Source organism: Blastomonas sp. CCH1-A6 (assembly GCF_001556365.1).
Taxonomy (GTDB): Bacteria; Pseudomonadota; Alphaproteobacteria; order Sphingomonadales; family Sphingomonadaceae; genus Blastomonas; species Blastomonas ursincola.
In genome coordinates, this window is record NZ_LSIS01000027.1 from 1 (window position 1) to 25,167 (window position 25,167).

The 25,167-nt window shown below is 64.9% G+C and carries 31 protein-coding genes; 20 read left to right on the plus strand and 11 right to left on the minus strand.

Annotated elements, in window-relative coordinates; translation table 11 throughout:
* The 4 genes from hrpB to AX735_RS00975 form a co-directional block, all read right to left on the minus strand.
* The coding region (gene hrpB / locus AX735_RS00960; protein WP_082750863.1) for an ATP-dependent helicase HrpB at nucleotides 1–1,371 on the minus strand (1,371 nt) is incomplete at its 3' end.
* 57 nt (nucleotides 1,372–1,428) lie between these two features.
* On the minus strand, nucleotides 1,429–2,814 hold the full coding sequence (locus tag AX735_RS00965) for an MATE family efflux transporter (RefSeq protein WP_066274296.1): 1,386 nt from the start codon (nucleotides 2,812–2,814) through the stop codon (nucleotides 1,429–1,431).
* Nucleotides 2,815–2,979: 165 nt separating this feature from the next.
* On the minus strand, nucleotides 2,980–3,354 hold the full coding sequence (locus AX735_RS00970) for a hypothetical protein (protein ID WP_066274300.1): 375 nt from the start codon (nucleotides 3,352–3,354) through the stop codon (nucleotides 2,980–2,982).
* A gap of 3 nt (nucleotides 3,355–3,357) precedes the next feature.
* Entirely contained in the window at nucleotides 3,358–4,386 is a 1,029-nt protein-coding gene (locus AX735_RS00975) for a polyprenyl synthetase family protein (protein WP_066274301.1), read from the minus strand.
* A 93-nt stretch (nucleotides 4,387–4,479) separates the two neighbouring features.
* Here AX735_RS00975 and AX735_RS00980 point away from each other — a divergent pair, with 93 nt between their 5' ends.
* Complete coding sequence (locus AX735_RS00980) at nucleotides 4,480–4,767, plus strand: chorismate mutase (RefSeq protein WP_060977072.1); 288 nt, start codon at nucleotides 4,480–4,482, stop codon at nucleotides 4,765–4,767.
* A gap of 4 nt (nucleotides 4,768–4,771) precedes the next feature.
* On the opposite strand, the gene AX735_RS00985 is transcribed toward AX735_RS00980, so the two are convergent.
* A complete protein-coding gene (locus tag AX735_RS00985; protein WP_231749975.1) occupies nucleotides 4,772–5,137 on the minus strand; it encodes a hypothetical protein in 366 nt (121 codons plus the stop codon).
* 29 nt (nucleotides 5,138–5,166) lie between these two features.
* Between AX735_RS00985 and AX735_RS00990 the strand changes: the two genes are divergently transcribed.
* Together AX735_RS00990 and AX735_RS00995 are read left to right on the plus strand one after the other, a co-directional pair.
* Entirely contained in the window at nucleotides 5,167–6,288 is a 1,122-nt protein-coding gene (locus AX735_RS00990) for a serine hydrolase domain-containing protein (RefSeq protein ID WP_066274479.1), read from the plus strand.
* Between the two features lie 56 nt (nucleotides 6,289–6,344).
* Entirely contained in the window at nucleotides 6,345–6,953 is a 609-nt protein-coding gene (locus AX735_RS00995) for a twin-arginine translocation pathway signal protein (RefSeq protein WP_137775572.1), read from the plus strand.
* Between the two features lie 42 nt (nucleotides 6,954–6,995).
* Here the strand turns inward: AX735_RS00995 and AX735_RS01000 are convergent, their stop codons facing one another.
* A complete protein-coding gene (locus tag AX735_RS01000; protein WP_066274484.1) occupies nucleotides 6,996–7,805 on the minus strand; it encodes a PhzF family phenazine biosynthesis protein in 810 nt (269 codons plus the stop codon).
* An 11-nt stretch (nucleotides 7,806–7,816) separates the two neighbouring features.
* On the minus strand, nucleotides 7,817–8,443 hold the full coding sequence (gene pdxH, locus AX735_RS01005) for a pyridoxamine 5'-phosphate oxidase (RefSeq protein WP_082750864.1): 627 nt from the start codon (nucleotides 8,441–8,443) through the stop codon (nucleotides 7,817–7,819).
* Nucleotides 8,444–8,528: 85 nt separating this feature from the next.
* On the opposite strand from pdxH, the gene AX735_RS01010 reads away from it, so the two are divergent.
* From AX735_RS01010 to AX735_RS01040, 7 genes are all read left to right on the plus strand, one after another.
* Nucleotides 8,529–8,990: an ABA4-like family protein gene (locus AX735_RS01010; RefSeq protein WP_066274306.1), complete on the plus strand. Its 462-nt coding sequence runs from the start codon at nucleotides 8,529–8,531 to the stop codon at nucleotides 8,988–8,990.
* A gap of 79 nt (nucleotides 8,991–9,069) precedes the next feature.
* Complete coding sequence (locus AX735_RS01015; protein ID WP_066274487.1) at nucleotides 9,070–10,008, plus strand: DnaJ C-terminal domain-containing protein; 939 nt, start codon at nucleotides 9,070–9,072, stop codon at nucleotides 10,006–10,008.
* A gap of 15 nt (nucleotides 10,009–10,023) precedes the next feature.
* Nucleotides 10,024–10,917: a YihY/virulence factor BrkB family protein gene (locus AX735_RS01020; RefSeq protein ID WP_066274308.1), complete on the plus strand. Its 894-nt coding sequence runs from the start codon at nucleotides 10,024–10,026 to the stop codon at nucleotides 10,915–10,917.
* Between the two features lie 11 nt (nucleotides 10,918–10,928).
* Nucleotides 10,929–11,732, plus strand: coding sequence for an enoyl-ACP reductase FabI (gene fabI / locus AX735_RS01025; RefSeq protein ID WP_060977067.1), 804 nt, complete (start codon nucleotides 10,929–10,931; stop codon nucleotides 11,730–11,732).
* Nucleotides 11,733–11,819: 87 nt separating this feature from the next.
* On the plus strand, nucleotides 11,820–12,890 hold the full coding sequence (gene aroC / locus AX735_RS01030) for a chorismate synthase (RefSeq protein ID WP_066274310.1): 1,071 nt from the start codon (nucleotides 11,820–11,822) through the stop codon (nucleotides 12,888–12,890).
* Between the two features lie 165 nt (nucleotides 12,891–13,055).
* On the plus strand, nucleotides 13,056–14,405 hold the full coding sequence (locus AX735_RS01035) for a spinster family MFS transporter (RefSeq protein WP_082750857.1): 1,350 nt from the start codon (nucleotides 13,056–13,058) through the stop codon (nucleotides 14,403–14,405).
* 39 nt (nucleotides 14,406–14,444) lie between these two features.
* On the plus strand, nucleotides 14,445–16,229 hold the full coding sequence (locus AX735_RS01040; RefSeq protein ID WP_066274311.1) for an SLC13 family permease: 1,785 nt from the start codon (nucleotides 14,445–14,447) through the stop codon (nucleotides 16,227–16,229).
* A 7-nt stretch (nucleotides 16,230–16,236) separates the two neighbouring features.
* Here the strand turns inward: AX735_RS01040 and AX735_RS01045 are convergent, their stop codons facing one another.
* The 3 genes from AX735_RS01045 to AX735_RS01055 all read right to left on the minus strand — a co-directional run bounded on the left by AX735_RS01045 (nucleotide 16,237) and on the right by AX735_RS01055 (nucleotide 18,519).
* On the minus strand, nucleotides 16,237–16,665 hold the full coding sequence (locus AX735_RS01045; protein ID WP_066274315.1) for a hypothetical protein: 429 nt from the start codon (nucleotides 16,663–16,665) through the stop codon (nucleotides 16,237–16,239).
* Between the two features lie 70 nt (nucleotides 16,666–16,735).
* Complete coding sequence (locus AX735_RS01050; RefSeq protein WP_066274316.1) at nucleotides 16,736–17,896, minus strand: M14 family metallopeptidase; 1,161 nt, start codon at nucleotides 17,894–17,896, stop codon at nucleotides 16,736–16,738.
* A complete protein-coding gene (locus tag AX735_RS01055; RefSeq protein WP_082750858.1) occupies nucleotides 17,893–18,519 on the minus strand; it encodes a hypothetical protein in 627 nt (208 codons plus the stop codon). Before AX735_RS01055 ends, AX735_RS01050 begins: the two co-directional genes overlap by 4 nt.
* A gap of 249 nt (nucleotides 18,520–18,768) precedes the next feature.
* Here AX735_RS01055 and ykgO point away from each other — a divergent pair, with 249 nt between their 5' ends.
* The 4 genes from ykgO to AX735_RS01075 all read left to right on the plus strand — a co-directional run bounded on the left by ykgO (nucleotide 18,769) and on the right by AX735_RS01075 (nucleotide 20,302).
* Entirely contained in the window at nucleotides 18,769–18,894 is a 126-nt protein-coding gene (ykgO, locus tag AX735_RS01060; RefSeq protein ID WP_003046794.1) for a type B 50S ribosomal protein L36, read from the plus strand.
* Nucleotides 18,895–18,997: 103 nt separating this feature from the next.
* On the plus strand, nucleotides 18,998–19,621 hold the full coding sequence (locus AX735_RS01065; protein WP_066274319.1) for an HAD family hydrolase: 624 nt from the start codon (nucleotides 18,998–19,000) through the stop codon (nucleotides 19,619–19,621).
* 28 nt (nucleotides 19,622–19,649) lie between these two features.
* Nucleotides 19,650–19,907, plus strand: a complete 258-nt coding sequence (locus AX735_RS01070; RefSeq protein WP_066274320.1) for a type II toxin-antitoxin system Phd/YefM family antitoxin — start codon at nucleotides 19,650–19,652, stop codon at nucleotides 19,905–19,907.
* The gene (locus AX735_RS01075; RefSeq protein ID WP_066274323.1) at nucleotides 19,904–20,302 is read left to right on the plus strand and encodes a type II toxin-antitoxin system VapC family toxin; all 399 of its coding nucleotides are present in this window, start codon (nucleotides 19,904–19,906) and stop codon (nucleotides 20,300–20,302) included. Before AX735_RS01070 ends, AX735_RS01075 begins: the two co-directional genes overlap by 4 nt.
* A 4-nt stretch (nucleotides 20,303–20,306) precedes the next feature.
* Here the strand turns inward: AX735_RS01075 and pyk are convergent, their stop codons facing one another.
* Nucleotides 20,307–21,764, minus strand: a complete 1,458-nt coding sequence (gene pyk, locus AX735_RS01080; protein ID WP_066274326.1) for a pyruvate kinase — start codon at nucleotides 21,762–21,764, stop codon at nucleotides 20,307–20,309.
* 113 nt (nucleotides 21,765–21,877) lie between these two features.
* On the opposite strand from pyk, the gene AX735_RS01085 reads away from it, so the two are divergent.
* The 6 genes from AX735_RS01085 to ruvA all read left to right on the plus strand — a co-directional run bounded on the left by AX735_RS01085 (nucleotide 21,878) and on the right by ruvA (nucleotide 25,160).
* On the plus strand, nucleotides 21,878–22,201 hold the full coding sequence (locus AX735_RS01085) for a DUF1244 domain-containing protein (RefSeq protein ID WP_066274328.1): 324 nt from the start codon (nucleotides 21,878–21,880) through the stop codon (nucleotides 22,199–22,201).
* A gap of 70 nt (nucleotides 22,202–22,271) precedes the next feature.
* On the plus strand, nucleotides 22,272–22,514 hold the full coding sequence (locus AX735_RS01090; protein WP_060977056.1) for a DUF2312 domain-containing protein: 243 nt from the start codon (nucleotides 22,272–22,274) through the stop codon (nucleotides 22,512–22,514).
* Nucleotides 22,515–22,521: 7 nt separating this feature from the next.
* Nucleotides 22,522–23,016: an arsinothricin resistance N-acetyltransferase ArsN1 family B gene (locus AX735_RS01095; RefSeq protein ID WP_066274330.1), complete on the plus strand. Its 495-nt coding sequence runs from the start codon at nucleotides 22,522–22,524 to the stop codon at nucleotides 23,014–23,016.
* Between the two features lie 69 nt (nucleotides 23,017–23,085).
* Nucleotides 23,086–23,829 (plus strand): YebC/PmpR family DNA-binding transcriptional regulator, encoded by a 744-nt coding sequence (locus tag AX735_RS01100; RefSeq protein WP_060977054.1) that lies wholly within the window; start codon nucleotides 23,086–23,088, stop codon nucleotides 23,827–23,829.
* 102 nt (nucleotides 23,830–23,931) lie between these two features.
* Entirely contained in the window at nucleotides 23,932–24,411 is a 480-nt protein-coding gene (ruvC, locus tag AX735_RS01105) for a crossover junction endodeoxyribonuclease RuvC (protein ID WP_066274332.1), read from the plus strand.
* A gap of 149 nt (nucleotides 24,412–24,560) precedes the next feature.
* Nucleotides 24,561–25,160: a Holliday junction branch migration protein RuvA gene (gene ruvA / locus AX735_RS01110; RefSeq protein WP_066274335.1), complete on the plus strand. Its 600-nt coding sequence runs from the start codon at nucleotides 24,561–24,563 to the stop codon at nucleotides 25,158–25,160.
* Nucleotides 25,161–25,167: the final 7 nt, after the last annotated feature.

A 25,167-nucleotide genomic window follows, 5' to 3' on the forward strand; every position in this document is an offset into this window, starting at 1 on the left:
ATCGAGATCGTCGCCCTGCCCGCCCAGCCCGCGCTCCTGCAGCAGCAGCGCGATCTCCGCCGCCTGCATCGCGGACCCGGCCTGTGCGCCCTTCAGCAGCATCGCCGCCAGATGCGGCGGCAGCGGCAATGCGGCGATCGATCGCCCGAGCGGGGTGATTGCGCCGCCCGTATCAACTGCCCCCAGCGCGACCAGCCGCTTGCGCGCCTCAGCCAGCAGCGGCGCGGGCGGCGGATCGAGCCAGTTCAATCGGGTGGGGTCGCTCTCGCCCCAGGCGGCGCATTGCAGCACCAGCGGGGCCAGGTCGCTGTCGAGAATCTCGGGCGGATCGAACGGCGGCAGGCCGCCGGTCGCGGCCTCTTCCCACAGGCGATAGGCGACGCCCGGTCCCTGGCGTGCGGCGCGGCCCGCGCGCTGCGTGGCGGCGGCCTGGCTCGCGCGCTCGGTCACCAGCCGGGTGGTGGCGGCGAGCGGATCATAGCGCGCGCGCCGGGCAAGGCCGCTATCGACGACGATGCGCACACCATCGATGGTCAGGCTGGTCTCGGCAATGCTGGTCGCCAGGATGACCTTGCGCCGCCCATCGGGATCGCTGCGGATCGCGGCGCGCTGCTCGGCCGGGGTCAGCGTGCCGTGCAGCGGCAGCACGGCGATGCCGCTGCCCAGACTCTCCAGCCGCTCGGCAGCACGCGCAATTTCCGCCACCCCCGGCAGAAAGGCGAGCACATCGCCCTGCGCCTCGTCGCGCAGCGCGGTGCGGATCGCCTGCGCCATGCCATCCTCGATCCGCTGTTCGCCGCGCCGCCCCAGATAGCGCATCTCGAGCGGATGCGAGCGGCCTTCGCTCTCGATCACCGGCGCACCCTGCATCAGCGCGGCGAAACGTGCGCCGTCGAGCGTGGCCGACATGGCGAGCAGCCGCAGATCGGGCCGGAAAGCGCACTGCGCCTCGAGCGCGAGCGCGAGGCCGAAATCGCTGTCGAGGCTGCGTTCGTGCACCTCGTCGAACAGCACCGCCGACACGCCCGCAAGTTCGGGATCGGCCTGGATGCGGTTGACGAAAATCCCCTCGGTCAGCACGAGCACGCGGGTGGCGGCGCTCGTCTTGCTGTCCATGCGGGTCGAATAGCCGATCGTCTGACCCACCGGCTCGCCCGCAAGCTCTGCCATGCGCTCGGCCGCGGCGCGCGCGGCCAGGCGGCGCGGCGAGAGCAGCAGCACCTGGCCGGTGCACCAGGGCTGGGCTAGGAGCGCCGGGGCGACGGTTGTAGTCTTGCCCGCGCCAGGCGGCGCGACGAGCACCGCGTTGGGGCCGCTGCCAAGCGCGCTCAGCAGGTTGGGCAGGACGGAATATATGGGCAGCTCAGCCATGGCGCACCGCCTTATCCCTTTGTCCCCAACCCCTCAACCGACTGGCAAGCCCGGAGGTCAGGCGTAAACTCCAAGCCCGAAACGCTGCCGGAGCGCCCAGCGACCGACCATGAGCACGGATACGACCGCCAGTCCCGCAGCCAGGCCGATCCACACGCCGACGCCATCCCAGCCCAGGCGGAAGGCGAAGAACCACGCGGTGCCCATGCCGACCACCCAATAACCGAACGCGGCAAACAGCATAGGCCAGCGCGTGTCCTGCAGCCCGCGCAGCACCCCTGCCCCGACCGCCTGAACGGCATCGACCAGCTGGAAGATCGCGGCGACCAGCAGGAAGCTCAGCGCCAGCGCAAAAGCGGGTGCGGCGCTCGCGTCTGCCGGATCGATGAACAGGCCGACCAACGCGCCCGGAATCAGCGCCATGATCGCCGACATCAGACACGCCGCGAGCACGCCGAGCCCCAGCGCCGCCCAGCCCGCCCGCGCCGCAGCCTGGGCGTCGCGCGCACCATGGTGCAGGCCGACACGCACCGTGGCGGCCTGCGACAGGCTAAACGGCACCATGAAGGCGAACGAGGCGATCTGGATCGCCACGGCATGCGCGGCGAGCGAATCGCGGCTGATCAGCCCCATGAGGAAGGCAGCGGAGCTGAAGATCGCAACCTCGAAGGCGAAGGTCACCGCGATCGGAAGGCCCAGCTTGAACAGCGCGCGGTAGCGGCCCCAATCGGCGACCCAGAATCGGCCGAAAAGACGGTACCGCCGGAAAGCGCGCACCTGTGTCACGACCAGCGCCATCACCGCAAACAGGGTGCAATTGGCGATCAGATTGGCGATAGCCGCGCCCTCCAGCCCGAGTTCGGGAAAGCCCAGATTGCCGAAGACCAGCGCCCAGCAGGCGACCAGATTCATCGCCACGCCGCACAGCGTCACGAACACGCCCCAGATCGGCCGCTCGAGCGCAGAGACATACATGCGCAGCACGAACTGCAGCAGCCAAGGCAGCAGTCCCCACATCGCAATGCGCATGAACTGCCCGGCATCGCGCGCCAGATCGGGCTGCTGGCCCATCAGCAGGAACAATGCTTCTGCGTGCCATAACAGCGCCCAGATCGGCAGGCAGACCGTCAGCGCGACCCACATGCCCTGGCGCACCGTGCGGCGGATGTCGCGCACCGAATGCTTGCGCCGCCCCCGCTCCGCCGCGATCATCGGCGAAGCGGCGGTCATCAGCCCCATGCCGAAGGTGCCACAGGCGAAGTAGAGATTCACCGCCAGCGCCGCCGCTGCCAGCGCCTGCACGTCATAGCGGCCCAGGATGATCACCTCGGTCGTATGGATCGCCATTTGCGCGAGATTGCCGAGCACCAGCGGCCCCGCGAGCAGCAGCAGCGCGCGGATTTCGGCAGAGAGGCTATCCGGTCGCGGCTTGGCTGATGGCATAGAAGATGGATCGACGGTCAGCACCGCGCTAGCTTTCCCGTCCTGTCGGAATTCAAATTCGGGCCGATTAACGCTGGCTCTGGCGCTGCCAGTAATAGCCGCCAACCAACGCGGCAATGGTAATCACATTACCGACGATGGCGATGGCGAGAAACAGGTCCTGCATCATGGTACGAATTTCTCACATTTTCTGAGCACTTGCAACTGTCGCGCAGCCAGTGCCCGGCCTTCTGCCTCGGTGAGATAGGGCGTCGGCCTCTCGTCTGCCAGAAAAACATAGGCCTGCTGACAGACCATCGCCTGTCTGCTGGCAGCATTCCCCTCGCCCGATCCGAGATAGCCGAAAATCGCCGCTCCGATCACGCCCAGCAAGGTTGTTACCGCGCCGAACAAAGCGATCGGGTTCCAAGAATTTCCGGAATGCGAACTGCGCTCGAGATCGCGTTTCAGCTCGTCAAGTTGCGCGAGCAGCTCCCGGTTTTGCGCCTCGAGTTCTTCCAGCCGTCGTCCCTGCGGGGTTCGGGCCGGAGTGTCGTTCACGACCTAATATCCCCGCGCGATCGCGAATTCGACTGTTTCGATCAGCGCCGCCTTGGCCTTGCTATTCGGGAAGCCGGCGATCGCGTCGATGGCGCGCTGGCCGAAATGGCGGGCGCGGTCGAGCGTCAGGTCAATGGCATTGTGCTGGCGCAGCAACTGGGTCGCGTGTGCCAAATCCTCGTCCGACGTGCGATGGCCGATGATTGCCGCTTCCCAGAACTTGCGCTCTTCCGGAGATCCGTGCGCATAGGCGAGGATGACGGGCAGCGTCACCTTGCCGTCGCGGAAATCGTCGCCCACGCCCTTGCCCATGGTCGCCGCATCCGAAACATAGTCGATCGCATCGTCGACCAGCTGGAAGGCAATGCCGAGGTTGCGGCCATAGGCATCGAGCGCCAGTTCGACCTGCTCGTCGCGCTCAGCCACCACGGCGGCGATGCGGCAGGCGGCGGCAAACAGCGCGGCGGTCTTGGCGCCGATGATCGCCAGATAGCGCTCTTCGCTGGTCTCGATCTGGCGCTGCGCGGTCAGCTGATCGACCTCGCCCTCGGCGATGATCGCCGATGCGCCCGACAGGATCTTGAGCACCTTGAGCGAGCCATCCTCGACCATCAGCTCGAACGAGCGGCTGAACAGAAAATCGCCGACCAGCACGGTGGCGGGGTTGCCGAACACCAGGTTCGCGGTCTTCTTGCCTCGGCGCAGATCGGAGCCGTCGACGACATCGTCGTGCAGCAGCGTTGCGGTGTGAATGAACTCCGCCGCCGCCGCCAGCTTATGATGGCGGGTGCCGGGATAATCGAGCAACCGCGCGCAGGCGAGCGTCAGCATCGGCCGCATCCGCTTGCCGCCGCCGGCGATCAGATGCCCGGCAAGCTCGGGAATCAGGGGAATTTGCGATTGCATCCGGTCCAGGATGACGCTGTTTACCGAATTGAGATCCTGCGCCACCAGCGCCATGATCGGATCGAGGCTGGGAGCGGCGGCGGACACGCCCGCGGGGCGGCCAATCGGATGAACAGTCGCGGTCATGGGTTGCGATGTGGCAATCCGCATGGCTTAAGGCAAGCGCAAAGCGCAACCGCTACCAAGGCATCGCGCGATTCTCGCGAGGGTATCCACATTATGGCGCAAGACCCGGTACTGGCCGCATTCAGGCAGAGCATCGACAATATCGACGCGGCATTGATCTTCATGCTGGCCGAGCGCTTCAAGATCACCAAGGCGGTGGGCGAGTACAAGGCGAAAACCGATCTTCCGCCGGCCGATCCGCGCCGCGAGGAAGAGCAGATCGCGCGGATGAAGCGGCTCGCGGTCGATGCCGATCTGGACCCTGATTTTTCGGAGAAGTTTCTGCGTTTCGTGATCGACGAGGTCATCCGCCACCACGAAAAGCTGCGCGATCAGGCCTGACGATTCAGCGAATCGCCTCGCGCTCCTTGGGCGTCATCAGCACGCAGCCCCAGCCTTCGCGATATTCCGCGCTTTCTGCGGCCATCAGCGGCACCGTGGCATCGATCCGCTTGGCGTCCGCTGCTTCGCTGAGGCTCACAACCTCCATGCCCGGCTCCAGATCCTTCTTGCAATCGCCCAGCTCGCGCCCGCCGATATAGCGGCACGAACAGACGACGCGCGCCGAATAGGCCGCGCCCGTCTGGCTATAGGCCCTGAGGGCGGGCCAGTACCAGGCCAGTGCCGCGAGCGCGATCGCCAGCAGCGCCAGCGCCACCCATTTCAGCCTGCCATGCCGGCCCGGCATCGCGCCCATTTTCCCAGTTGCCATCGGTCCCCGCCTGATTGATGGAGGCGGGCATGAAGCACCGCATCCTTCTCGCCCTTGCCGCAACCGGCCTTCTCGGCGCAACCGCTTTCGGACTTTATGGCATCGAAGGCCGGGCTGCGGACAGCGGCGAGACGATGATCGTCGATGTGCCCGGCGTACCCACTGCCGCGCTCAATGCAGAGATCGACAAGCTGTTCAACGAGGACGAGTTTGCCGAAACCCGCGCGCTGGTCATCATGCGCGGCGGCGAAATCGTCGCGGAACGCTATGCGCCGGGCTATGATCGCGGAACCCGGTTCATCAGCTGGTCTATGGCCAAGAGCGTCACCGCGGTGCTGGTCGGGTTGATGGTCGCGGACGGGCGGCTCGCACTCGACGCCCCTGCCCCGGTGCCCGACTGGCAGCGCCCCGGCGACCCGCGCGGCGCGATCACGCTCAGGCACCTGCTGCACATGTCCTCGGGTCTTCAGCACACCGAAGCGGGCGACCCGCCCTACCAGTCGGACGAGGTGCGGATGCTGTTCCTCGACGGGCGCGACAATATGGTGCGCTATGCCGAGGGCCAGCCGCTCGAGGCTGAGCCGGGATCGAAGTTCGAATATTCGACGAACACCAGCGTCATCCTGTCCGACATCATCACCCGCCAGCTGACCGACAGCAAGGACCCGGATGTGCGCCGCCGCGCGATGCTTGAATATATGCGCGGGCGGCTGATCGAACCGCTGGGCATGGCCTCGATGGTGCCCGAATTCGACGCCTCCGGCACGTTGATCGGCGGATCGATCATCCAGGCCAATGCCCGCGACTGGGCGAAATTCGGCGAGTTCCTGCGCAACAAGGGCTCGATTGCCGGCAACCAGTTCCTCACGCGCGGCTGGGTCGATTTCATGCTCACCAGCTCACCCAACGACCCGGCCTATGGCGGGCATATCTGGCTCAACAAGCCGCGTGCGGCTGGCCTTAAAAAGGTCCTCTATCCCGATCTGCTGCCAGGCGATGTCTTTGCCGCGCAGGGACATCTGGGCCAGTTCGTCATCGTCAGCCCCAGCCAGAAGCTCACGCTCGTCCGGCTGGGCAAGACGCAGGATGATGTTCTCGACCCGGTGAAGGAGCAGCTCGGACGAATCCTGGCGCTCTTTCCCAGGGACTAGGCCAGGGCCGAAGCTTCTGGCAGGCTGATCCGCGCTGATTCTCCGGGGGATTGCCGATGCGCCTGTTCCGATTTGCCGCTGCCTTGCCGCTGATGCTTGCCATGCCTGTTCTGGCGCAGGACGGATCGGGCTATGCCGGCGCGCAGACATCCGCTGCCGCGCCCTTCATTCCAGCGGATTTCCAGGTTCCGACGCTGGTCGAAGGGCCCGGCTTCAATCTCGTCCCGCTGGGCCCCGATCTCGTGAAAATCGATTTCGACGCGTACATGTCGTCGATCGAGCATCTGCAGAAAACCTTCACCCGATCGACCGCCTGGCCGCACCCCGGGATCACCGATGCCGATGCGATGAAGGACATGGTGACCGAACAGGGCCGGTTCCAGCGCCGTGAATCCTTCGCCTATGCGGTGCTCACGCCCGACGGCAAGCGCGAGCGCGGCTGTGTCTATGTCTATCCCAGCCCGGTGCCCGGTTATGACGCGATGGTCACGCTCTGGGTGACCAAGGCCGAACATGACGCCGGGTTCGATGCGAAACTCTATGCCTGGGTACAGCATTGGATCGCTAGGGACTGGCCGCTGCGCAGCGTCGCCTATCCCGGCCGCGCGATCGACTGGGGCAGCTGGGACGCGCTGGAGGCCGCGAGCGCGGCGAAAGAGGGATAGCGGTCTTCCCCCCTCCCGCAAGCGGGAGGGGAGATGGGAAAGTTACCGCAGCCGGAAGGTCCCCGTCACGACGGTGAAGCACTGGCCCGCCAGCACCGCGCGGTCGCTCTCGAGCGTGCAGTGGAGCAGTCCGCCGCGCTGGCTCGCCTGGAATGCGGTAAAGCTGCTGCGCCCCAGCCGCGCCGCCCAGAACGGGGTCAGCACCGCATGCGCCGAGCCGGTCACGCTGTCCTCGTCGATACCGGCTCCGGGCACGAACACCCGGCTCAGCACATCGGTATCCTTGCCCGGCGCGGTGCAGATGAATTGGTGGTTGCCGATTTCGCCGAGCGCCTTGAAGTCCGGCTGCAGCGCCAGAACGTCATCTGGGCTATCGAACAGCAGGACGTTATAGCGACCCTGATGGATATGGCATTCGTTGGGCAGGCCGCCGAGCAGGCTGGTCCAGTCGGGCAGCGCTGCCGATTCTGGCGGCAGCGCGGGCAGCGAGAGCGACAGCATGTCGCCCTGGCGGCTGACGCTCAGCACCCCGGCCTTGCGCGTCAGGAAACGCGCGGTGTCACCGGCAAAGCCCTGTTCGAACACGTAATGGCCCGAGGCGAGCGTGGCATGGCCGCACATTGCCACTTCGACCGCGGGCGTGAACCAGCGCAGCTCGTAATCCGCCTCGTCGCTGTCGATCGGCACGATGAAGGCGGTCTCGGCGAAATTGTTCTCCTCGCCGATCGCCTGCAGCACCGCATCGTCGGGCCAGGCGGCGAGCGGCATGACCGCCGCCTGGTTGCCGGTGAAAGGACGGTCGGCAAAGGCGTCGATATGGCAATAGGGCACGGTGTCGGGCAGGTCGGTCATGGCGAACATCCTTATGGGTAAAGCAGGCCTTCGTCCCAGCCGCTCTCAGTTCGGGTGAAGACGCGGCGGTGGTGCAGCCGGTGGTCGCGATCTTCCCAGAACTCGATCCGCTGCGGCGTCACGCGGAACCCTGACCAATGCGGCGGGCGAGGCACGGGCTTGTCGGCGAACAGCTTCTCCACTTCGGCAAAGCGCTGCTCGAAGATCCGCCGCTCAGGCAACGGGCGCGACTGGTCCGATGCCCAGGCCCCCAGCTGCGAATCGCGCGAGCGGGTGGCGAAATAGGCATCGGCGGTGGCATCGTCGACCGGCGTCACTGGCCCCTCGATACGGATCTGGCGGCGCAGCGACTTCCAGTGGAACAGCAAGGCGGCATGCGGATTGGCGAGCAGTTCGCCGCCCTTGCGGCCCGCGTAATTGGTGTAGAATATGAACCCGTCCGGTCCATGGCCTTTCAGCAGCACCATGCGGACCGACGGACGGCCCTCCGCATCGGCGGTGGCGAGCGCCATCGCATTGCTGTCGTTGATCTCGGTCTCGCGCGCCTTGATGTACCAGTCGTCAAACAGCGCAAAGGGGTCGTCGGCCATGTCCATCCTGTCTTGTCGGTCACGGGCTCGCTTGACTGCCTTAGCCATATAAGACACTGGTGAGTCCGTCGGCGCGGTTTATGGCGCATGGGCCGCGCATTGAACAGGATTTTGCTGAAGGGAGCGCGGGCCAATGTGGGAGCAGATTTTCGGGATCGCCAATCTCGTCGCCATGATCGCCTGGGCGGTGCTGATCCTCGCTCCGCGCCGCGATATCGTCATGCAGTCGCTGTTCTTCGGGCCGATTCTGCTGCTCGCGCTGGGCTATGTGACCGGCCTCACCCTCGTGCTCACCGGCATCGTGCCGACCGATGGCGGTGCGGATTTCTCGACGATCCAGGGTGTGCGCAACATCTTTGCCAGCGATGCCGGGGTAACCATCGGCTGGGCGCATTATCTGACCTTCGACCTGTTCGTCGGCCTTTGGATCGCGCGGAACGCCGATGCGCATGGGCTCGGCACGCTGAAAGGGCGGCTGATCCAGGCGCCGATCCTGTTCTTCACCTTTGCCGCAGGTCCGTTCGGCCTCGCGCTTTACATCGTGCTTCGGATGATTTTATGGCGCGGCCCCTCCGACCGCCGCATCCCGGCTTGAAAAATGCCCTGCCCCTACCCCAGATATTGTTGTAAATCGGCAACAATGGATAACCTGACCAACAATGGCGACCACATTCATGGCTGATCCCTATGCAATTCTAGGCGTGTCCAAAGGCGCGAGCGAGAAGGACATCAAGAGCGCGTACCGCAAGCTCGCCAAGGAGCTGCACCCGGATTACAACAAGGACAATCCGGCCGCAGCCGCGCGCTTTTCCGAAGTCACGCGCGCCTATGACCTGCTCTCCGACAAGGACAAGCGCGCGCGTTTCGACCGCGGCGAGATCGATATCGACGGCAACCCCGCCGCGCCCTTCGGTTTCGGCGGCGGCGGCTTTCGCCAGCAGAGCCGGTCGAGCGACAATGCGGGCTTTTCCGGCTTCGGCAATGACGGCATCGACTTTGCCGATATCTTCGACGGCCTGTTCGGCGGCTTTGGCGGCGGAGCTCGGGGTAGCAGTTCAGGCCCCTATAGCGGCGCGCGCCAGAATGCGCCCAAGGGTGCCAATGTCGCCTACAAGATGGCGGTCGACTTTACCGATGCCGCAACCTTGAAGCCGCAGCGGATCACGCTAGCCGATGGCAAGACGATCGACCTCAAGCTTCCCAATGGCGTCGAGACCGGCACCAACATGCGCCTCTCGGGCAAGGGGCAGCCCGGCCCCGGGGGCCCCGGCGATGGCATCGTGACGATCGAGGTGCGCCCGCACCGCTTCTTCCGCCGCGATGGCGACAATGTCCGTCTCGATCTGCCGATCACGCTCAAGGAAGCAGTAGCTGGCGGCGAGGTACGCGTGCCCACGGTCGATGGCGCGGTAATGATGAAGATCAAGCCGGGCAGCCAATCGGGCCAGCAGATGCGCCTCAAGGGCAAGGGCTTTCACGGCAAGAACGGCGTGCGTGGCGACCAGATCATCGAGCTGCAGATCCGGCTGCCCGAAGGCGGCGATGCTGCGCTCACCCAGTTCGTCGAAGGCTGGAGCGTGAATTACGATCCGCGGGCCGGGCTGACCGGCTGAGCGCGGCGCGACGGCATGGCTCTGACTGACCTGTTGCAGCCCGACAAGCGCCAGCAATTTCTGGTGACATCGCGAGCCATCATCGCCGAGGTCGCCGGCAATGTCATGACGCATGGCGGGGTTGTCGCGGGCAATTTCGCCTATCTTGCGCTGCTCAGCATCTTTCCTTTCTTCATCGTCGCGGCCGCCTTGGGCGGCGTGTTCGGCCGCAGCGAATATGGCGCGGAAGCGGTGCAGGGCTTTCTCGCTGCGGTGCCGCCCAGCGTCGCCTCGGTGCTCGCCGCGCCGATGGAAGCCGCCATGTACGCCCGGACCGGCGCGCTGCTCTGGCTCGCCGTATTGGTCGGTCTGTGGACCACCGCGAGCCTGATCGAGTCGATCCGCGCCGTCATCCGCCGCGCCTATGGGACGGAGAGCAACAAGCCGTTCTGGAAATTGCGATTGGGATCGATGGCGCTGATCATCCTTGCGGTGATCGCGACCATGCTGGCGCTGAGCGTCCAGGTGGTGCTCGCGGGCGCCGCAGAAGTGATCGCCAGCAGTCTGTATTTCCCTGGAGAACCGCTCGCGCTGGTGGTGCTCAGCCAGTTGTTCACCTTCGCGGTGCTGCTGCTGATGCTCTACCTGGTCTATGGCATGCTCACCCCGCTGCGCTATCGCGAGGCAGGCCATCCGATCTGGCCCGGCCCGATGTTTATTGCGGTCTGGTGGATGCTGTGCCTCGCGCTCCTGCCCCGGTTCCTCGGCACATTTGCCGATTATGACCTGACCTATGGCAGCCTGGCCGGGGTGATGGTCAGCCTCATTTTCTTCTTTCTCATCGGCCTTGCTATGGTAATCGGGGCCGAATTGAACGCCGCCATCGCGCGGGCGCGCGGCGGCCTGCCGCAGAAAACGGACAAGAACTGAAGGATCACGACATGGACGGACTGATGAAGGGCAAACGCGGCCTCATCATGGGGCTTGCCAACAACAAGTCGCTCGCCTGGGGCATTGCCCAGAAGCTGGCCGAGCATGGCGCCGAGCTGGCGTTCAGCTATCAGGGCGAGGCCTTGGGCAAGCGCGTCATTCCGCTGGCGGCAGAGCTGGGCAGCGATTTCACCTTCGACTGCGACGTGTCGGACATGGATGCGCTTGATCGGGCTTTCGAGACCTTGGCGGCGCGCTGGCCGACGATCGATTTCGTCGTCCACGCGATCGGCTTTTCGGACAAGAACGAGCTGCGCGGCCTTTATGTCGACACCAGCCTCGACAACTTCCTGATGACCATGAACATCTCCGCCTATTCGCTTGTCGCCGTTGCGAAAAGGGCGCGCGCGATGATGCCCAATGGTGGGTCGATCGTGACGCTCAGCTATTACGGCGCGGAGAAGGTGATCCCGCATTACAACGTGATGGGCGTCGCCAAGGCGGCGCTGGAGACCAGCGTCAAATATCTCGCCAACGACCTCGGCCGCGAGAATATCCGAGTCAACGCGATCAGCGCCGGCCCGATCAAGACGCTGGCGGCCAGCGGCATCGGCGACTTCCGCTATATCCTCAAATGGAACGAATATAACGCGCCGCTGCGCCGCAACGTCACCATCGACGATGTCGGCGGCGCGGGGCTGTATCTGTGCTCGGACCTGTCCTCGGGCGTGACCGGCGAGACGCATCATGTCGATTCGGGTTACCATGTCGTCGGCATGAAGCAGGAAGACGCACCGGACATCGCGCTGGACTAGATTACCTAACTTGGCTCTCCGTCTGGACAGCGCACGCGCAATGCCGCAAAGCGCGCGCAAATCCTTTCTGCCTGACGGGACAGCCGCATGAGCTTCAACACCTTTGGCCGCGTATTCCGCTTCACCACCTGGGGCGAAAGCCATGGTCCTGCCCTTGGCGCGGTGGTCGACGGGTGCCCTCCGGGGCTGAGCCTGAGCGAAAGCTGCATCCAGCCGTTTCTCGACGCGCGCCGCCCCGGCACCTCGCGCTTTACCACGCAGCGGCAGGAGCCCGATGCGGTGCGCATCCTTTCGGGTGTGTTCGAAGGGCGCACCACCGGCACGCCGATTTCGCTAATGATCGAGAATGTCGACCAGCGCTCCAAGGACTATGGCGAGGTCGCCAAGGCCTATCGCCCGGGCCATGCCGATTATGCCTATGACGCCAAATACGGCTTTCGCGACTATCGCGGCGGTGGCCGGTCGAGCGCGCGCGAAACCGCGGCGCGGGTCGCGGCAGGCGCCGTTGCACGGCTGGTCATCCCCGAGGTGGTACTGACCGCCTATGTCTGCGAACTGGGCGGCGATGCGATCGATCCAGCCCGCTTCGACGCAGCGGAAATCGCGCGCAACCCGTTCTTCTGCCCCGACGCGCAAGCCGTGAAGCGCTGGGAGTCGAAGGTCGATGCCGCGCGCAAGTCGGGCAGCTCCCTTGGTGCTGTCGTCGAATGCGTAGCCACCGGCGTCCCCGCCGGCTGGGGCGCGCCGCTTTACGCCAAGCTCGACAGCGAACTCGCCGCTGCCTGCATGTCGATCAACGCGGTCAAGGGCGTCGAGATCGGCGACGGCTTCGCCGCCGCACGGCTCAGCGGCGAGACCAATGCCGACCCCATGCGCCCCGGTGCGGATGGCAGTCCCGAATTCCTCGCCAACCATGCCGGCGGCATCGCGGGCGGCATTTCGACCGGCCAGCCGGTGGTGGTGCGCGTCGCGTTCAAGCCGACCAGCTCGATCCTCACCCCGGTCGAGACGATCACCCGTGAGGGTAAGGCGAGCGAGATTGTCACCAAGGGCCGGCACGACCCGTGCGTCGGCATCCGCGGCACCCCGGTGGTCGAGGCGATGATGGCACTCGTCCTGGCCGACCAGAAGCTGCTCCATCGCGCGCAATGCGGTTGAACGCGCTTTTCCCTTACCGCTGAACCACCTGTGCCGTAGCGGCAGTTGACGTTCACGTCACATTTTGTCGCAGGGTGATTGCCTCGCGGCAGCAAATGGCTAGCATGGCTTTCATAAGCGACCGCTGACCCGCGAGGGCAAGAATGCGGCGCGACAGGAGAGTGCATGACCGTCACCCGCAACCCGGCAGCCGATGCCGGTGTGCCGCCGACCATGGCCGCAGACACGCCACCTGCCCCTTCGTCGCTCCAGGGCGCATCCAGCCCGCGCGTGATGCTGTGGACGCTGATGATCATCTATATCTTCAACTTTCTCGACCGGCAGATCGTCTCGATCCTGGCGGAACCGATCAAGCGCGATTTCCAGCTCTCCGATACCCAATTGGGCCTGATGACGGGCCTCGCCTTCGCGCTGTTCTACACGCTGCTGGGCATTCCGATCGCGCGCTATGCCGACCGGAGCACCACCAACCGTGTCTCGCTGATCGCCTGGTCGGTGGCGATCTGGTCGGCAATGACCATGGCCTGCGGCGCGGCGCGGACGTTTCCGCAGCTGCTGCTCGCCCGCGTCGGTGTCGGCGTGGGCGAAGCGGGCTGCACCCCGGCGGCGCATTCGCTGATCACCGACAGCGTTCCTGCCGACAAGCGCTCGTCGGCCATCGCCTTTTATGGCCTGGGCATTCCGATCGGATCGCTGCTCGGCATGGTCATCGGCGGCGGCCTCGCCGATGCCTATGGCTGGCGCACCGCTTTCTATGTGGTCGGCATGCCCGGCGTGCTGCTCGCGCTGCTGGTGCCGTTTCTGATGAAGGAGCCGCGCCGCGCCGGTATGCTCAAGGGGGCGGCAATGCCCGCCGCCAAGGTTCAGGTGCCGGTCCGCGAGGCGCTGAAGGAACTGGTGACATCGCGCTGCTTCGTCTTCCTGTGCATCGCCGGCGGGCTGATCGCCTTCCTGTCTTATGGCAAGGGCGTGTGGGTGGCAGTGCTGTTCATACGCAATTTCGGGCTCAGCCCGGGCGAGACGGGGCTGTATCTCGGCGTGACGCTGGGGATATCGAGCATGATCGGCACTTGGGGCGGAGGCAAGCTGGCCGATCATTTCGGCAAGCGTGACCGCAAGCATCTGCTCACCGGTCCGGCGCTCGCCATCGCGCTCGCAGCCCCCATCCTGTTTCTCGCCTATTCGGCGACCGACTGGAAGGTCGCGCTGGCGCTGCTGGTGCTGCCGACCGCGATGAACATCATGTATTATGGGCCCGTCTATGCCTGTGTTCAGGGTCTGGTGCGGCCCGAAGTGCGCGCGGTCGCGGCGTCGGTGATGCTGTTTTCGCAGAACCTGATCGGCCTGGGATTGGGCCCGCTATTCTTCGGAATGATGTCCGATGCCTTCCAGCCTTATGCCGGCGAAGACAGCGTGCGCTGGGTGCTCTACGGCGCGGCCTGGCTGGGCCTTATCCCCGCCTTCCTGTTCTGGCGCGCGAGTTTGCGGCTGACAGCGGAACTCAAGAGCGGCTAGAGCATAGTCCCACTTCAAGCGACACGGGGGCAGACAGCCTTGGACGACATCAGGCTGTTTATCGAGACCTGGCAGGCGCCGATCGGCCTGGCCATTCTGGGCCTAATGTTCGTCGGGTTCATCCTGGAACGCTTTCCGGCGGCGGTGGTCGCGATCCTGGGGGCCTGCGCCTTCCTGTTCCTCGGCATCATCAATTCCAAGCAGCTGTTTTCGGTCTTCTCGAACAGCGCGCCGATCACCATCGGGGCGATGTTCATCCTGTCGGGCGCGCTGCTGCGAACCGGCACCATCGATGCGATCGCCGGCGCGATCATCAATCGCGCCGCGCGGCACCCGCGACTGGCGGTCGCCGAGATGTTCCTGGGCGTCTATGTGGCCTCGGCCTTCATGAACAACACGCCGGTGGTTGTGGTGATGATCCCGATCATCCTGCGCCTGGCCCAGGCGACCGGCTATTCGGCGAAGAAGCTGCTGATCCCGCTCAGCTTCATCTGTATCCTCGGCGGCACCACCACACTGATCGGCACTTCGACCAACCTGATCGTCGATTCGGTCGCCAGGGCCAACGGCCAGCCCGCTTTCGGGATTTTCGAGATCACGCCTTATGGCCTGATCGCGGGCGTTGCCGGCATGATCATGCTGGCCGCATTCAGCAGCTGGCTGCTGCCCAAGGACGAGGCCGCGCCAGCGGGCAGTACCGGCAGCGACGAGGTGTTCGTTACCGAGCTCACGATCCGCAACGCCTCGACGCTGCGCGGCAAGACCCTGGGCGAGACGCCGATCGCCAAGCGCGCCAAGATCCAGGTCACCGCGATCAAGCGCGACGGGCGCTATATCCGCCACAATCTGGCGAGCGAGATCCTGCAGCCTGACGACGTGGTCGTGATCCGCACCGACCTTCCCGAGCTGATGTCGCTGCGCAAGAGCCAGGACTTCAAGGTCGGCATCGTTCGCAAGGGCGATGTCGGTCCGATGGGCGAGGTGGTGGTCGAGGCGATGGTCGCACCCAGCCATCCGAGTATCGGCAACCGACTGTATGACATCCCCTTCCTGTCGCTGCTCAATGTGCGCATTCTGGGCCTTAGCCGCTATCGCAACCTGCCGCGGTCGGACCTGCCCAATGCCAAGATCCATGCCGCCGACAAGCTGGTGGTCACCGGATCGAAGGCGGACATCGCGCGGATGTACGAAAACCCCAACCTGTTCGGCATCACCAATACCAGCGCACGCGCTTTTCGCCGCGACAAGGCCCCGCTCGCCATCGGCGCGCTGGCAGCAGTGGTGATCCTGTCGGCGCTCAACGTGCTGGCGATCGAGGTCGCCGCGATCCTCGCGGTCGGCTTCATCCTGATCGCGCGCTGCATCGATGCCGAAGAGGCGTGGAGCTCGATCGACGGAAATGTGCTGGTGCTGATCTTCGGCATGCTCGCCGTCGGGCTGGCGCTGGAAGAGGCAGGCAGCGTCAAGATGGTGGTGAACGCGCTCGCGCCCTTCCTCGTCGAGGCGCCGGTCTGGGCCGTGGTGTTTGCGGTCTATGTGGTTTCGGTGTTGCTGACCGAGATCATCACCAACAATGCGGTGGCGATCCTGGTGACGCCGATCGTGATCAAGCTGGGCACCGATCTCGGCATCGACCCGCGCCCGCTGGTCATCGCTGTCATGTTCGCCGCGTCCGCCAGCTTTGCAACGCCCATCGGCTATCAGACCAACACCCTGGTCTATGCGGCAGGCAATTACCGCTTCACCGACTTCTTCAAGGCGGGCATTCCGCTGACGATCGGCGTTGGCCTGGCCACCTGTTTCGCGATTATAGCGCTCAGCTGAGCTGCGCTTATCTGCGCTTCGGCTGCTTGATCAGCTTGACGGGCGTGAACTGGCCGAGGCCGCAACTGGCTCCGCGCTGGAGGCCGCCGCCGACATTCTGCAACACGGTGATGATATCGACATTGCACAGCTGGGTTAGCGAGGTCGAATAGGTAAAGGACCGGTCGAAGCCCAGATTTCCGCACTGCTGCGGCAGTTCGTTGCGATAGACCTTGCCGCCCGCCATCATGAAATCGATCGTCTGGTTGTCGCGCACCTGGCTGCCGCGGATCTGCGCAATATTGATGCAACTCACCGGCTCGCCGACCACCTCGGCCGGCGGTACGCGCGATGGCTTGGCGGGCGCATCATCGGCAAGGGCGAGCGACTGGAACGCGAACAGCGCAGCGCCGGTGGCAATGAGACCGGCGGCGATCAGGCTGCGGGGAGCGGGCATGGCGAATCCTTTCCGTGGCGCCACGGAACATGCACCGGTTACCCTTGCATCGCGATGAACGGCGCAGCGATCAGCCCGCAATCATCTCCGCCAGCACTGCCAGGCAGTCATGCGCCAGCAGCTTGGAGCGTTCGGGGCTCCAGGCCTGGTCGGGGCATGGCAGATCGTCATTGTCCTTGAACGGCATTTCCAGCGTCATCGACACGCAGCCATGCGAAGGACCGAACCGCTCGGCCAGCTGGTTGGTCGACATGGAAAGGTTCGCCCTGCCCGCCCCCGCCTTGGGATAGCCCTTGGCAGTCTGGAAATCGGGCGTGCGCGCGGCCAGCAGATCACGATAACGATTATATCGCGCGCCCTGCTCGTCGCTCCAGGACGGGATACCCTCGAACCCGGCAATGAACACGTGCGGGATTGCCTCGTCGCCATGCACGTCCATCGCCCAGTGCACGCCGCTTGCGTCCATTGCGTTGCGCACGCACAGCACTTCGGGGCTCCGCTCGGCGCTCGGCGCGTGCCATTCGCGGTTGAGGTTCACGCCGACGGCATTGGTGCGCAGATGCCCGCGCAGCGACCCGTCGGGGTTCATGTTCGGTACGATATGCAGCGTGCATTTCTGGCGCAGCAGCCGCGCATGCGGATCGGCAGGATCGGTCAGCTTTTCCAGCGCACCTTCCATCCACCATTCGGCCATGGATTCGCCAGGATGCTGGCGCGCATAGAGCCAGACCTGCACCGGCCCCTCGCCCATGTCGAGGCAATCGATCGGCTGGCCATCGAGGCTGAGGCCAAGCTCGCGATGCTGCACGCCGGGGCGGCTCGCCATTTCGGCGACCAGATCGTGGTGCCGTTCCATCGAATAGGGCGCGAAATAGGCGAACCAGGCAACGCCCGTTCCCATCTGGTGGCGGATCGTGAGCGCGCCGACGGCCGCGTCATAGCTGGTCTCCGCCCGGCCCCAATAGTCGCGGTCCTCGCTGACACAGGCGCGATAGCCGGGCCAGCCATCAGGATAGGCGGATTCGCGAAGCCCGGTGATCACCAGTTCCAGATCGGTCCCCGGCTGCGCCGCGACGCGGAAGTGAAACCATTGAAAGAAGTCCGAGTCCTTGTCCTTGCGGATAGCAAGTTCGGCGCGCCAGCCGCCATCGGGCAGCTGCGTCAGACCATGGTTGACGATGTTTCCGGAATCGAAAGCGGCGGTGATGCTGGGGATGAGTGCCTGAGTCATGGCACGCTGATAGTCGCTCCGGACTCACCGGGAAAGCCGGTAAACAACCCCTGGGCCAGTTTCGACGCATTGAGCTGCGTCTCGGCCATCGGCGAGCCTTCGCGCGCTTCGACGCTGGCGCGGCCTTCCCACAGGATCGTGCCGTCGCCCGCGCGGATATTGACGAACATCTCGGTCACCACCTCGCCTTTCGGGCGCCCGCCCAGGTTGATGCCTATGCCGACTCCGACCCCCGAGCCGAAGCCGCCGGTGCCGCCGCCCACGCCCACCGTGACCGGACCGCGGTCATCGCCGACGGGCGAGAGCACGGCACGCTCGACCCGCACGGTTGCGGTCTGGATGTCGGCATCATCGCGCGCGCCAACCGGCAACACCTGATAGCCGATCTGCTCGAGTTCGCGCTCCACGGCGGCGGCATAGCTGCGATATTCGAGCGCATTGCTGTCCACCCCCTCGCCAGCGACCACACGAATCGGGCCGCGTCCAAGTTCGCTGGCGCGATCGGGCGAAACGAAGCGGACGGCCTCTACCGGCCCGGCTGGCGAAACGCAGCCGCCCAACCCTGCGGCCATGGCGAATGCAACGCACAGCACCGCCATGTTAGATCTGCGAAGAAAAGCCATGATATTTGCGCCCTTTCCCGGTCCCGGCCTTGCGAGCCTGCCCGAGGCATGCCTAACCCGTTTCGCCATGAATGGCCAATGAAGCGGCCAAAAAATTGCCATGGGCCGCCGCGCCGATGCTTGACTTTGTGCGCCCCTCCACGTATCCGCGCCGCTTTCCGGCATGGATGTTCCGGCCCGGCTATTGCGCAGCTGCGCTTGGCCACGGACGCCATGACCCCAATCCGATTTCAATCAAGGGCCCACGTCATGAAGATTCGCAATTCGCTGAAGTCGCTCAAGGATCGTCATCGCGACAACCGCGTGATCCGTCGTCGCGGCCGCACCTATGTGATCAACAAGACCAACCGTCGCTTCAAGGCCCGCCAGGGCTGATCGGCCCGACGCGCCGTCATCTGGCGCGCCGGACAAGGTTTGGAATGGAGTAAGGGCTCCGGCATGGTCCGGGGCCTTTTGCTTGCGTGCCTGAGGGGGCGATATGCAGCCGGTTGATGCCATTATCTTCGATGTCGGCAATGTCCTCTATCAATGGGATATCCGCACCCTTTACGCAAAGCTGATCGACGATCCGGCAGAGCTCGACCATTTTCTTGCCAATGTCCTGACCATCGATTGGCATTCGCAGCACGATGCGGGCCGATTGCTCGACGAGATGGTCGCCGAACTGGTTGCCGAGCACCCCGACCATGCCGAGCTGATCGGCCATTATGTCCCGCGCTGGCTGGAAACGATCCCGGGACCGGTGCCGGGCATGCTGGACCTTGCAGAAAAGCTCGCGCTGCTGGGCTATCCGATTTACGGCATCACCAACTTCGGCGTCGAGTTCTGGGACATGTTCCGCCCCACCGCGCCGGTATTCGACCTGTTTCGCGACATTGTCGTGTCGGGGGCGGAGAAGCTGGTAAAGCCCGATCCCGCGATCTACCGCCTCGCCATCGACCGCTTTGACATCGATCCATCGCGCGCGCTGTTCATCGACGACCGCGCGGACAATATCGAAAGCGCCGTTTCGTGCGGCCTGCAGGGCCATGTCTTCCGCGACCATGCCACGCTCGAGGCAGAACTGATTGCGCGCGGCGTGCTGGAGAATGTGACTACTTAAGGGTCACGGATTATGGTATTTGCGGTCTATGGAATTGTCGATCCGCGAAGCCAAGGCCCGATTTTCCGAAGCCATTGCCGCCGCCATGCGAGGCGAGCGGGTCGTCATTACGCGCCATGGCCGCGCGGTGGTCGAGCTGACATCTGCAATGGCCAAGCGGCCACTGAACTTTGCTGCGGCTGACGCTTATCTGGCCGAAATAGGCTGGGACTCCAGCGCGATCAGACTTCCCGAGAATTTCGACGATCCTGCGTTCAGTCGCGACGTCCTGGGCCTTGAAGATTGAGGCTGCTGCTCGACACGCATATCGCCTATTGGCTTGCAGTCGAGCGCCCTGCCCTGACCGGCCACGAACTTACAGCGCTGACGGCGATCGAAAACGAGGTCCTTGTTTCCGCAGTGGCCATCTGGGAACTGCGGCTGAAGTGGAACAGCTTTCATGTATCCGGCGCGCGCAAGGGGCCAGGCGATCCGACGCCAGTGCTTGGCGCGCTGAATCGGATGGGTCTCGAAGTCATGTCGCTCGACGCCCAGACCGCAGCCACGCCGCTGCTCGTGCCGATCACGCACAAGGACCCGTTCGACGAGCTGCTGCTGGTCCAGGCGCAGCAGAGCGGCGCGCGGCTGCTGACGCGCGACCGCACCCTGCTCGGCCATCCGCTGGCCTATCAGCCGCAATAGACGCTCAGCCCTTGTAGCCCTTGAGCTCCTCGCCGGTCAGCGTGACGATGTGCAGCACATTGGTCGATCCCGGTGTTCCGAACGGCACCCCCGCCAGCGCAATGATCCGGCCACCCGCTTCACCAAAATGATGGCGCAGCGCCATGCGCTTGCCTTTGCCAATCATCTCCTCGAAACTCCCGATATCGCGCGTCACCACCGGATAGGCACCCCAGAGCAGGCCCACGCGCCGCGCGGTCTCGCGCGAGGGAGTCAGCACCATCACCGGCACCGAGGGACGCTCACGCGCCACGCGCCGTGCGGTGGAGCCGGACAGGGTGAAGCACACGATCGCGCTCACCCGCACCGTGTTGGCAATCTCGCTGCACGCGGCCGAGAGCGCATCCGCCGTGGTCGCATCGGGCAAGGTCTCGATGAAGTGCACGCGCGCGGCATAACCGGGGTCGCTTTCGACCTGGGTCGCGATGCGGTCCATCATGCCCACGGCGAGTTCGGGCCATTCGCCCGCTGCGGTTTCCGCCGAGAGCATCACCGCATCGGCACCGTCATAGACCGCATTGGCGACGTCCGACACCTCGGCGCGGGTCGGCGACGGGCTGGTGATCATCGATTCGAGCATCTGCGTGGCGACGACCACCGGCTTGCCCGATCGGCGCGCAGTCTCGACAATCCGCTTCTGCATCACCGGCACCTCTTCGGGCGCCATTTCGACGCCGAGGTCGCCGCGCGCGACCATCACTGCGTCAGAAAGTTCAATGATCGCGTCGAGCGAGGCCAGCGCGGCAGGCTTCTCGATCTTCGCGATCAGCGCCGCGCGTCCGCCGATCAGGCTGCGCGCCTCGGCGACGTCATCGGGCCGCTGCACGAAGCTGAGCGCGATCCAATCCGCGCCCATGTCGAGCGCGAAGGCCAAGTCACGCCGGTCCTTCTCGGTCAGTGCGGCCATCGGCACCAGGCTGTCAGGGACGTTCAGACCCTTGCGATCGGAGATGAAGCCTCCGACCTCGACCGAGCAGAGAATCTCGCTTTCGCCGGGGCGCAGCACGCGCAGCACCATCTTGCCATCGTCGATCAGCAGTCGCTGGCCCTTGTCGAGCGCGGCGAAAATCTCCTTGTGCGGCAGATAGGCGCGCTGGTCATTGCCGGGTTCCGGATTCGAATCGAGCGTGAAATGCTGGCCGTGCTTGAGAAAGGCCTTTCCACCCTCGAACGTGCCGACGCGTAGCTTGGGGCCCTGCAGATCGCACAGGATCGTGACCGGACGCTGCAGCTTCGTCTCGATCTGGCGGATCGCATTGATCGTCGCGGCATGCGTCGCATGCTCGCCATGGCTCATGTTGACGCGAAAGGCATCGGCCCCGGCGCGGAACAGCTTTTCGATCATTTCGGGGCTGTTGCTGGCAGGGCCCAGCGTCGCCAGAATCTTGACCTTGCGGCTGCGCTTGGCGATAGTCTTGCTCATAATCTTCCCTTGAACTGGTCGAAGCCGCGAACGTTTGCACGTCTTCGCGGCGCACTCGGCTCCTGCTTAGGGCAGAGCGCCGCCAATCGCAAAACCGAACTGGAAAAAATGCCATGACCAATGCCGTCCCCACCCCGCCTGTGGAAGTCGATATCCCCGATGACGTTGCTGCCGCTGCGTTCCGGCGCCTTGTTGCGCATCTGCGCCATCGCCACGATGCGGCGAATATCGACCTGATGGGGCTCGCCGGTTTCTGCCGCAACTGCCTGGCCGACTGGGTGATGGAAGCCGGCGGTGCGCCCGACCGCGATGCCGCGCGTGCGCTGATCTACGGCATGGACTTTGCCACCTGGAAATCGCGCTATCAGGGCGAGGCAACCGAGGAGCAACTCGCCCGGATGAAGGAAAGCGTGGCGAAGAACGCGCCCTCCCATTAAGGGGGCGCTCCGATTGATTCCGCGCCGGGATTCGCCCGGTGCTCCCAACCCTTGCTGAAAGACCTTTGCGATGAGCGAAACCATCTCCGCCGACGACCAGCTGCGCCTTTTCATCGAACGCATCGAGCGCCTTGAGGAAGAGCGCAAGGGCGTCGCAGACGACATCCGCGATACCTATAACGAGGCCAAGTCGCAGGGCTATGACGCCAAGATCATGCGCCAGATCGTCCGCCTGCGGAAGATGGAGCCGCACGATCGCCAGGAAATGGAAGCGATCCTGGACACCTACAAGGCCGCCCTGGGCCTCGGCTGATCGCGCGATGGCGGCGTTCGAGATCCGCGACGGTCACCTCGACGACGGAGCCGCGCTCGCCGCCATCTACGCACCTTATGTTGAAAACAGCTGGGTGAGCTTCGAGACTGAAGCGCCCGATGCCACCGAAATGGCGCGGCGGATTGCCGATTACGGCCAGTCGCACGCCTGGCTGGTGGCCGAACGGGGCGACGCCATTCTGGGCTATGCCTATGCCAGCCCGCACCGCACCCGCGCCGCTTATGCGACCTCGGCCGATATCGCGATCTACATCGCCGATCATGCCCGGGGGCAAGGCGTGGGCCGCGCGCTCTATACCGCATTGTTCGATCGGCTACGCGCGCGATCGATCCACGCCGTGTTCGCCGGAATCGCCCTGCCCAACCCGGCCAGCATCGCACTGCACGAGGCGATGGGCATGGTCCCCGTCGGCACCTATCGCGAGGTCGGGTGGAAGCTGGGCGGCTGGCGCGATGTTGGCTGGTGGCAGCGGTTGCTTTGATCGCCCCCGCTGGTGTAAGGGCGCGCACCAGACACAGTTTCCACCCGAAGAGACAGGCAGAAACCCGCCATGGCAGGCCATAGTAAATTCAAGAACATCATGCATCGCAAGGGCGCGCAGGACAAGAAGCGCTCGGCCATGTTCTCCAAGCTCAGCCGCGAAATCACCGTCGCGGCCAAGATGGGCCTGCCCGATCCGGACATGAACCCGCGCCTGCGTCTGGCGGTCAACGCCGCCAAGGCCCAGTCGATGCCCAAGGACAATATCCAGCGCGCGATCGACAAGGCGTCTGCCGCGGGTGGCGAGGATTACGAGGAAATCCGCTACGAGGGCTATGGCCCCGGTGGCATCGCGCTGATCGTCGAGGCGCTGACCGATAACCGCAACCGCACCGCGACCAACGTCCGCACCGCCTTCAGCAAGAACGGCGGCAATCTGGGCGCATCGGGCGCGGTGAGCCACGGCTTCGACCGCATGGGCCTGATCACCTATCCGGCGAGCGCGGGCGACGAGGAAAAGGTGCTCGAAGCCGCGATGGAAGCGGGCGCAGAGGACATCGAATCGACCGAAGACGGCCACGACATCTGGACCAGCATGGAAGACCTGCACGCCGTCGCCGGCGCGCTGGAAAAGACGCTGGGCGAAGCCGAGAGCGTCAAGCTGGCCTGGCGTCCGCAGGTCAAGGTCGATGTCGCGGAAGCCGACGCCCAGTCGCTGTTCAAGCTGATCGACGCGCTCGACGATGACGACGACGTACAGACCGTCTGGGGCAATTACGAAGTATCGGACGCGGTGATGGAGAAGCTGGGGTAGTTCAGAAGCGACCCCTGTTCCGTTTGTCCCGAGCGAAGTCGAGGGACGTAGCGCACACGTCCCTCGACTTCGCTCGGGACAAACGGGATTTCGGTGAGCCCCATGACCATCATCCTCGGCATCGATCCCGGGCTCGGCACCACCGGATGGGGGGTCATCCGATATCAGGGCAATCGCCTCAGCCATATCGCGAACGGACAGATCAGGACCAACGCCAAGGCCCCCCTGCCCTCGCGGCTGCTCGAGCTCGATACCGCGATCGCCGCGATCGTCACCGATTACCGGCCAGATGGTGCGGCGATCGAGGAAATCTATGTCAACAAGAACCCGCAGACGACGCTCAAGCTCGTCCAGGCGCGCGGGGGCCTGTTGCTGAGCCTCGCGCGCGGGGGCCTGGGCGTCGGCGAATATGCGCCGCGGCTGATCAAGAAGGCGATCGTCGGCACCGGCGCGGCGGAAAAGGTACAGATCGACGCTATGGTCCAGCGGCTGCTGCCAGGCGTGCAGATTGCAGGGCCGGACGCTGCCGATGCGCTTGCGGTCGCAATCACCCATGCGCATCTGGCGGGGCATCCCCGCTGATACTCTGCCATAACTGTCGGCCATCCCCCTTGCCGTCACCCTGAACTTGTTTCAGGGTCCATTTCGCCCCACACGGCTTTGGCTGCCGGGGCGCGATGGATGCTGAAACGAGTTCAGCATGACGGAAACTGGAATGCGGTTCTGCTGAGATGATCGCCAAGCTTACCGGACTGTTGGACAGCACCGCGCATGACCACGCGGTAATCGACGTGGGCGGCGTCGGCTATCTGGTGTTCGCCTCGTCGCGCACGCTCTCCAACCTCGGCGCGCGTGGCGACAAGGTGGTGTTGCACACCGAGATGCAGGTGAGCGAGACCGACATGCGGCTGATCGGCTTTGCCTCGGCCAGCGAGCGCGATGGTTTCCGCCTGCTCACGAGCGTGCAGGGCGTGGGATCGAAGGTGGCGCTCGCCATCCTCTCCGCGCTGAACCCCGAGGAACTGGCACGCGCGGTGGCACAGGGCGACAAGGCGATGATCGCGCGCGCGCAGGGCGTCGGCCCCAAGCTGGCGGTGCGCATCTGCAACGAGCTGAAGGACAAGATGGGCGTGATCGCGCTCGGCCCCGGCGGCATGGGCGCCCCCGTCCCGGTCGGCAGCCACGCCGCCGACGCGGTCTCCGCGCTGCAAAACCTGGGTTTCAAACCCGCTGAAGCCGCCCGCGCGGTGGCCGAGGCAGAGGGCGAGCTGGGCGAAGGAGCGAGCCTGGACGCGCTGGTACGGCTGGCGCTGAAGAAGGCGGCGCGCTAGGATGCGC